The 8,019-nt window shown below is 61.0% G+C and carries 6 protein-coding genes and 1 pseudogene; 1 reads left to right on the top strand and 6 read right to left on the bottom strand.

Annotation, left to right across the window (positions count from 1 at the left end; genetic code table 11):
• Positions 1-177 precede the first annotated feature (177 nt).
• The 4 genes and pseudogenes from PUT78_RS22460 to PUT78_RS22445 all read right to left on the bottom strand — a co-directional run.
• Positions 178-417 (bottom strand): annotated as a pseudogene (locus PUT78_RS22460) (ATP-binding protein); the annotation flags it as partial.
• Between the two features lie 291 nt (positions 418-708).
• Positions 709-1,989, bottom strand: coding sequence for a hypothetical protein (locus tag PUT78_RS22455; RefSeq protein ID WP_274354475.1), 1,281 nt, complete (start codon positions 1,987-1,989; stop codon positions 709-711).
• The gene (locus PUT78_RS22450) at positions 1,986-3,374 is read right to left on the bottom strand and encodes an FAD-binding oxidoreductase (RefSeq protein ID WP_274354474.1); all 1,389 of its coding nucleotides are present in this window, start codon (positions 3,372-3,374) and stop codon (positions 1,986-1,988) included. Before PUT78_RS22450 ends, PUT78_RS22455 begins: the two co-directional genes overlap by 4 nt.
• A 78-nt stretch (positions 3,375-3,452) precedes the next feature.
• Entirely contained in the window at positions 3,453-4,319 is an 867-nt protein-coding gene (locus PUT78_RS22445) for a class I SAM-dependent methyltransferase (protein ID WP_274354473.1), read from the bottom strand.
• Between the two features lie 221 nt (positions 4,320-4,540).
• Here PUT78_RS22445 and PUT78_RS22440 point away from each other — a divergent pair, with 221 nt between their 5' ends.
• On the top strand, positions 4,541-5,599 hold the full coding sequence (locus tag PUT78_RS22440) for a GlxA family transcriptional regulator (RefSeq protein ID WP_274354472.1): 1,059 nt from the start codon (positions 4,541-4,543) through the stop codon (positions 5,597-5,599).
• Between the two features lie 548 nt (positions 5,600-6,147).
• Here PUT78_RS22440 and PUT78_RS22435 read toward each other — a convergent pair.
• Positions 6,148-6,753: a hypothetical protein gene (locus PUT78_RS22435; RefSeq protein WP_274354471.1), complete on the bottom strand. Its 606-nt coding sequence runs from the start codon at positions 6,751-6,753 to the stop codon at positions 6,148-6,150.
• 24 nt (positions 6,754-6,777) lie between these two features.
• Positions 6,778-7,638, bottom strand: a complete 861-nt coding sequence (locus tag PUT78_RS22430; RefSeq protein WP_274354470.1) for a ParA family protein — start codon at positions 7,636-7,638, stop codon at positions 6,778-6,780.
• Between the last annotated feature and the right edge of the window lie 381 nt (positions 7,639-8,019).

The following is an 8,019-nucleotide window of genomic DNA, read 5'->3' as shown; positions in this document are numbered from 1 at the left end:
ATTGCCAAGATAGTTGGGGCGCGCTTCACAGCACGACCCCGCAGACACGCCGCACAGCGTGCCAAGGGCAACGACACCTCACATCAAACCGTCATTCAACTCTCAACGTTAGAGATTCGAGCCGAGCCCTGTTACGGCATCTGAGACCTGACCCACCCAGTGGTTATGTTCTCAGCGCTATGTTGTCGTCAATGCCGCTGTCTCCTTCCTTTTCTTTTTCGCTGTATCGGGGCAGGCCTTGAAGCGGTAGCTGTCATTGCCGGTCTCGAGAATTTGGCAGCGATGAGTGAGGCGATCGAGCAGCGCGGTGGTCATTTTTGCGTCGCCGAAGACGGTTGCCCATTCGCTGAAGCTCAGATTGGTGGTAATGATGACGCTGGTGCGCTCGTAGAGCTTGCTTAGAAGGTGGAAGAGCAATGTGAGCTGCGGCCATCGTCGTGCGGCTCCAATGCGTGACATTGGGTGGCGTTTCCTGCAAGGCAAGTTACCCGTTCCGATCTTCGTGACGCTCACAAGAAACGGCATTACCAAGTTATTTTCAGCCGGGTGGGAAGGTGTTGTGATCAGCGCTTTCAGGCTGTTTTCTTAGTGGCGTAGTTTTGCCGGAGATCAAAGGCATCAGATTTGGCGTGGTGGTATGAGGTTGCGGAGAGACGATAGCGGCGGGGGCGGAAGATGCTGGTGGTGTCTTGTCTCCGGAACGATGCGTTATTCCCCATGCCAGCGGCGCATGTGGTGGGCATGGGTATTGAGATAGGCGCCGTCGCGATAGTGAGTATCGTAAAAACCAAGATCGAGATGGACAGCCTGAACGAAGCCTGGCAGCACAATAGTGGAGAAGGTGCCGGGGAATTTGCCACAGGTCTCAAACACATATTGGGCCACCGTGCCCAAACAGGCGGTGAAGTCGTCGCTATAGGGTGTGACGGTGCCCTTTACCGAAGCGACCTCCTTCCACGGACCGGGCGCATTCGGGTCATAGGTGCCGCCCTTGCTGAACTTGCGGGCAATGAACGCGGCGACGGCGGCGTGCATGTCGTCAAACCAGGGCGGGCAAAGGCCCTGATAAATCCCCTCCAGCCCCACCGGATTGGGTAAGGTCCAGCGGTCGTCGTGCTGAAAGCGGAAGCCGAAGCCCTGGATGCCCTTTGCTGCGAAGGCGCCAAGGATCGACCAGCGGTTCAGGCCGTTGAAGTAAAGCCCGCCAAGGCCCATCGCCTGCAAGGTCAGCACCATGTTGTGGGCCATGAAGGCGCATTCCGAGACATTCGCCTCATAGGCCATCTGTTGCAGCACCGACAGAGGCAGGCGCTTTTCAGAGTTCAGAAGGCCCGCGCGGATAAACGGTTTCAGATCGCCGGCCATCCGGTCTTCGGTATCGTCCATGATGACATTGCCGTTGCTGATCGCCATCGTCAGCAAGGCCAACATCTGCTCGCTCGCATCGGCGATGGGCATGAACAGGGTCGAACCCGGTGTGTTCGCCATCCAGAGGTTCGGCTCTAGCATGTGCGGGGGCACTGATGGTAAGTCCAGCCGCTTGTCTGACAGCTTCACCGTATGTGCACGGGTGGCCGCGATGATCCGCTCGGCATCATCTTTGATCCCGGCGTATTCGCGCATGCGCTCGGGGGTCGCGTCACGCGTGTTAATGATGTAGGTACCAGTGTCATCGGTAAACAGCATTGCTGGCGTGCCGAAGCCGCCCGCCGTGGGCGCGGTGCGCCCGGTAAAGCGCACCGAGTAGTGGGCATGCTGCTTGGGGCTATCCGGGCCGAAGGGCACGCCGAAACTCCAGCCGCTGACCCCAGTACCCACGGCCAGCAAGACGCTGGTTTCAAGCTCGGAAAGCGGCAGAGGGTCATGGCGTGACCGGTATGCAAGCGGGCCGGAGGGGATCTCCATTCCCAGCCCGAACCGGCGCGAACGACGCCCGAAGATCGCGTCCAGCAGCGGGAAGCGCGACAGATGGCTCAGCGGGTCTGTCATGGGGTCACCGCAGGGGCTATGTTCTGGTTTACCCGGAAAAGATTGGCGGGATCATATCTCGCCTTGATCCGGGCAAGCCGCGCATGGTTCGTGCTATAGGCAGCAGCGATACGGTCGGTGTCCTCCTCGCCCATCAGGAAGTTCACATACCCGCCTTCGCGCGTGTAGGGGCGCACTGCGTTCCAGTAGCCTTGCGCCCAGTCTTTCAGACCGTCGGCCTTGGCCGGGTCCGGGTCAACCGCTGCAATCACCATCGACCATTTTGCATCGCGCGCGGGCCAGGCTGTGTTTTCTGGCTTGATTGCTGCCGCGGCACCGTCCACCGGGTAAAGATGCATCAGCGACAGATCGCTCGGCGCTTTCTCGATCTGCGCGATATGCGCATCGATGGCGGCTTCAGGCAGTTCAGTGACATAGGCCCCCTTCCAATACCATTGCAGACCGGACGGGAAGAACGGATCGAACATTGCCTGAAGCGCTGGAAACGGCATCTCGGCCCGCCAGTCAAACAACGGAGGGGGCAGTCGGTCCATCAGGGGCGCCATCGCCGCCGTGCCTGCCTGCGCATCCCCGTCATAGCAGGCGATGATCGCACAGGCGCGCTTGCCCTGATGCTCTGGCGGAAACGGGTCGACCGGCGGAACGGTCTTGAGCCCGACAAAGCCGCCGACCTCGCGCGGCGCCCCTCCCTGAAAATCGCGGAAGGCCTGCATCACCGCGCGGGCGTCATCAAGCCCCCAGAAGACCGGCCCGGCAAACACTGTCGCAACCGGATGGGCGCGGAACAGAAAGCTTGTCACCACCCCGAAATTGCCGCCGCCGCCGCGCAGTGCCCAGAACAGATCTGCGTTCTCGTCGGCGCTGGCAGTGACGAAATGACCATCGGCCAACACCACATCGGCTTCAATCAGATTGTCGATGGTCAGCCCGTATCTGCGCGTCAGATAGCCCGAGCCGCCACCCAGCGTCAGCCCGCCAACCCCGGTGCTGGCGATAATGCCGAATGGCACGGCAAGGCCGAAGGCATGGGTTGCGTGATCAACATCGCCCGAGGTGCACCCGGGTCCGACCCGCACGGTGCGCGTCTGCGGGTCTACCCGCACATCGCGCATCTGCGACAGGTCGATCACCAATCCGTCGTCGACGCTGCCAAGCCCCGGCCCGCTGTGTCCCCCGCCGCGGATGGCGAGCGGCAGATCATTGTCGCGGCCAAAGTTCACCGCTGCGATCACGTCCGCCACATTGGCGCAGCGCGCAATCATGGCGGGCCGCTTGTCGATCATGCCGTTATAAAGTTTGCAGGCTTCGGCATAACCGGGATCATCGGGGCCGATCACATCGCCGCGCAGTCTTTCGGCGATGTTGGCAAAGGTCTGATCTTTCATGTTCGTCTCCTCCTGTTTGCGTTGGTCCTTCTGTCGCGTGATGTGTCTCAGCCAGCGTGCGCGGGGTCTTCGCACGCGTCAGGCGGGTTTGCGCGCCGAGATGCGCCACGACGCAGACGGCATGACGACGTGGCCGTCCTGCAGGTAGGGGGCCAGCGCGTCGCACAGTGCCGCCTCGATTTCGTCACGCCGTTTCTCAGCCAGCGCGTCGGCTTCCCGGAACACCTCACCCGCAGGGCCGATGGCAAGCTGGAAGTCGATCGCATTGCGGATGGAATCGCCCACGATCACCGGGCCGTCAGTGGCGTTGAACCGGATGTCTTCGTATCCGGCGATCTGAAGCTGGCTGCGAACAACCTCAGGGTTGGCCATCGAAAACGGACCCGGGCCGCAAGTCCGGGCATCATCGCCGGGCGGTGGCAGAAACTTCTGGACCACGGCTTTCGGCAGTCCGACCCAGGGGTTTTCAGCGATATCGCGCCAGACGATGAAAACCAGATCGCCACCGGGCTTCAGCGCACCACGGACATTGCGCAGGGCGGCGACGGGGTTTTCGAAAAACATCATCCCGAAACGCGAAAAGCAGAGATCAAAGGATGCGTCGAACGGGTAGGTCTGCACGTCAGCGGCGGCGAAACACACGTTCCTGAGCCCCTGAGCGACGGCATCGGCCCGGCCCTTGCGCAGAAACTGATCGACGCAATCAATTCCCAGAACATGGCCCGTAGGTCCGGTCTTGTGTGCCAGCGCCAACGCTGTGTCGCCCCAGCCGCAACCGACATCGACAATCCGCGTGCCGGCCGCGATCTGGACTTCATTCAGCCAGACCTCGCTATGGTGGCTTAGCCCGTTCATCAGGATGTCGCGGTAGCGTTCAAACTTTGCAGCCAGTGTGTCATTCCAGAAAGCTACGAATTCCGTCTGTGGGTCTGCAGCGAGTGTCATTATTACCTCCCGATTGTTGCGGACAAACGCAGGCGGTTGCGTCAGGCTGACCCGGCCGCATTTGCCGCCGAGGGGGGTGTGCTGTATTCTGTCCGCGCTGTCGCGCTGCGCGATCACCGGCCCGAAACCCCGTCGCTCAGCTGAAATGGTAGGGAATGCCCCGGCGCCCGGCCAGATCCGTTCTTCGCAGGAACGGTCCATCCTGATCACTGGAGGCTGCAATGTCGGCCAATATCGAGACCCCGAATGAGCCCCTCTCCATCAGTATTCTCGCATTCCCGGGCATGTCCGTGGGTACGCCGGTCAGCGGGCTTTTCGAGACGCTGGCGATCGGGAACGCCGTATTGAACGGTGGCCGTCCCGGCGAGACGGCGCATTTTCACGTCGAGATTGTCGGGCCAGAACCCGGCATCTTTCCCGGTGCCTGCGGGCTGCCGCTACAGGTGCATCGCGGGGTGGCTGAGGTGGAACGCACCGATATTGTCATCGCGCCCTCGATGTTTCTGCCCGAAGAGGGTTGGGTAAAGGGGCGGCAACCCGAGGTTATCGCATGGTTGCGACGCCAGCACGAAGCGGGCGCGGATCTTTGCACCGCCTGCGCGGGCGCGCTGGTGTTGGCCGAGACCGGCTTGCTTGATGGCCGCGAGACCACGACGCACTGGGCCTTTGCCGACACCTTCCGACGCAACTTCCCGCAGGTGCGTCTGCGGCTGGAAGAACTGCTGGTCGTCAATGGCACGCGCGGCGAGTTCGTCATGAGCGGTGCTGCCAACTCCTGGCAGGACCTGATCCTTTTCCTGATTGCCCGCCATGTCAGCCCGCGCGCGGCGCAATCGGTCGGAAAATTCCTGCTTTATCAATGGAACATGCCCAGTCAGGCTCCGTTCATGCCCTTCAGCCCCGGCACGGACCACGGCGATGGCGCAATCCGGGCGGTGCAGGAATACCTTGATGCGAACACGCGTCTGGATCTGTCGGTCGATGAACTCGCCGATCGGACCGGGCTGGCCCGGGCGACTTTCAACCGACGCTTTGCGCGCGCGACCGGGCATGCACCCATCGACTATCTGCAGCGTCTCCGGGTGGAAAAAGCGAAGGCCATGCTGGAAGAAACCGGCGAGCCGATCGAGGAAATCGGCTGGCAAGTGGGCTACGACGAGCCCGCCGCATTTCGCCGCATCTTCCGCAAGGTCACCCGACTGACCCCGAGCGACTACCGCCGCAAGTTCCGTGTGATCAAGGCGGACAGGACATCGGGCACCGGTCTTCCGAACGACTGACCCACCCGGGGAACATCCGCCGAATGACTGGCTGACCTGGTGCCGACCCGGGCCTGCAAGTGAATTAGACAGAACGGTAAGATCATAGCTCAAACTCTCGCGGGACGCACGTCAAGTTCAGTACGGCCTCAGCAATACTTCTCCACAAAACAGACATCAGCCAACGTCAGTCGGAGGTTCGCATAGAGCCGGGTGCGTTGGTCGCTTTGGGGCCGTAGCCTGCACTTTGCTAATTCCGTAATTTACGATTTGCCGCTGGGTCAAGGCGACAACGCGACTGACCGCATCTGCGGAATGCTACCTACGGTAGCTATGCCGCACTGCCTACGGACCGCTTTGCACCCGGTCTGGCGATGACCCAGCGTACTCGTAACCGTGCATGCCGACCCGCAATGAGGCTGTGACCCGCCGACTGCGTCCGCAGCATCGCGCGTTGCGCGAACGTTTGGGCTGGGGCCTGCGGTATGGCAATCCCCGCATGCGGGCCGGGCGTCTGCGGCCATGCTCTTAACTCTGACAGCGCCTGTTCACAGCCCCAAGGCGGCCTTTCACGGCAACGCGGCCTTGAGCCTTTCGATCAGAGCATCAAGCGCGTCCAACCAGAGCGGCTCGATTTGACCGCGCAGCAATTGCGTGGCCATCATGGCGCCGGGGTCTTTGGCGCTCTCGGTAAGCTGCATTAGGATGCGGTCGGGAACGGGCTTTTGCAGCCGAACGCTATACGCTGTCCACCAGTCGCCCTTCTGGGCGGGAACATAAGCGGGCTTTGGCTTGAAGCTTTGCCGCGCTGATTTCATTGCGGCACTCAGGATCAGCTCTATCCTGTAGCCGTCCTTCTCCAGCGCTTGTAGATCATCCTTGTGGCGTTGCAGCGGCCAGAGGGTGATGGAGAATGCGCGCGCCGGTTTGCGCGCGGAGATTGCTGGGTTCATTGTTGCGCCCTCTTGGGCCACGCGTGGTGCAACTGGTGCAGTGGGCGGTGCAACTCTCGCGGGCGCTTCCGGCTGCCCCTGTGCTATGGGCTGCGCCACAGACTGTGGGTGCTGTGTGATGCGCTGCTCTGCCCTTGCTACAACAGGCGGCGCGCTGTCGAACACCGCATCCGCATAGACCGGATCGATCGCGCCAATGCGCGCTATCCTGCGTTTGGCCATAGGCTGATCTTTCCTTTCCGGGTCTTAATCCGCGGCCGCATGGGTCAGCATGTGATTGAAGATCACAGCGACCTCATGGAGCGCGTCCTCGTAATGGGCGGCCTGCCCGCGCACCAGCGGGTTCGGGTCATCGCGCTTTTTCTGAGCGATGGCGCCAAGGAGGCCCAAGCTTTCCATGTCCTTGTAGGCCTTGCGCTCGCGCACGGCATAGGGAAACAACTCTAGTTCTGAACGGATGCGCGCAAACAGATCCTTCTCGATCGGGCTGAGCTTCTCTTCGCCCTTGCGGGTGCGGGCGTCATAGCGGGTCAGGATGCTGATATGCCGAGGCAACAGTTCCGGCTCTTCGACCCGCCCGTGCAAGCCTTTGTACCATTGATAGGTCGCGACCGCACCATTGACGTTGTTCTCGGTCAGGATAACCGGTGTGACGATGAGACTGGCCTGCACGGCGACGTGATCAGCCCATGTGCCAGCAACACCGGCCGTGTCGATGATGATGAAATCATGGCTCTCGGCTTCAAAGGCCTCGTCCAGGATTGCGACCAGGGCGTTGGTGTCTTTCGCATCAATATGCGACAGTAGGGGTGAGCCATTGCCATGCGCCTCGGCCCGCTGCGCCCAGTCTGCCAGGGACCTCTGGCGATCCGTATCGACCAGCAGCACGCGCTTGCCGGAATGGATCATCGCCGAGGTCATGGCGGCACAGATGGTGGTTTTTCCGGCCCCGCCCTTGATCCCCATCACCGCCACCACAATCGGCGGGTTCGCCTCGTCAGACATATTTTTCACACTCACTCTTTCCGGGGAATGGCCGATCAGGCCAGCACATTGGAGCACAACCCTAGATGGTGCGGATGAGGTGTTCAATGCGATATGCTGCATGCTCAATGCTATCTGCGAAGTTCTTTTTGCTGAATGCTGAACGTTGATTGCTATTTGCTGAATGCTGCGTGCTTTTTGCTATATGCTTTTTGCGAAATGCTGATCGTTTTTTGCTGAATGCTATTTGCTGAACACCCTGTTTTTCGCGATATCAGGACGCTTTTGTGCCGTTGGGTCGTTGTCGCCACAAAAGACACCCCTGCGCGCCCAGCGTCGCCCTGCGTCGCTCAGGCAGGCGGTTTCATCCCCGGTGTTTTCAATGAACGGCCGCCGGTTACACCGCATCCGTCCCGGCAGGACACATAACACCACAGCACCACCTGAAGTTGAATCGCGTGTTGACGCGATTCCGCCATCTGCCTAGGCCTGCGAGGGGGAGGA

Origin of the sequence: Roseinatronobacter alkalisoli (assembly GCF_028745735.1) — a bacterium.
In the GTDB taxonomy this organism is placed as follows: domain Bacteria; phylum Pseudomonadota; class Alphaproteobacteria; order Rhodobacterales; family Rhodobacteraceae; genus Roseinatronobacter; species Roseinatronobacter alkalisoli.
Note: the sequence above shows the minus strand (reverse complement) of the source record. Positions and strands in the feature narration are given on the sequence as shown.

Coding starts and splice junctions, on each gene's coding strand:
- PUT78_RS22455 (WP_274354475.1), bottom strand. CDS start 1,989: ATGACAGACCCGCTGAGCCATCTGTCGCGCTTCCCGCTGCTGGACGCG.
- PUT78_RS22450 (WP_274354474.1), bottom strand. CDS start 3,374: ATGAAAGATCAGACCTTTGCCAACATCGCCGAAAGACTGCGCGGCGAT.
- PUT78_RS22440 (WP_274354472.1), top strand. CDS start 4,541: ATGTCGGCCAATATCGAGACCCCGAATGAGCCCCTCTCCATCAGTATT.
- PUT78_RS22435 (WP_274354471.1), bottom strand. CDS start 6,753: ATGGCCAAACGCAGGATAGCGCGCATTGGCGCGATCGATCCGGTCTAT.
- PUT78_RS22445 (WP_274354473.1), bottom strand. CDS start 4,319: ATGACACTCGCTGCAGACCCACAGACGGAATTCGTAGCTTTCTGGAAT.
- PUT78_RS22430 (WP_274354470.1), bottom strand. CDS start 7,638: ATGCAGCATATCGCATTGAACACCTCATCCGCACCATCTAGGGTTGTG.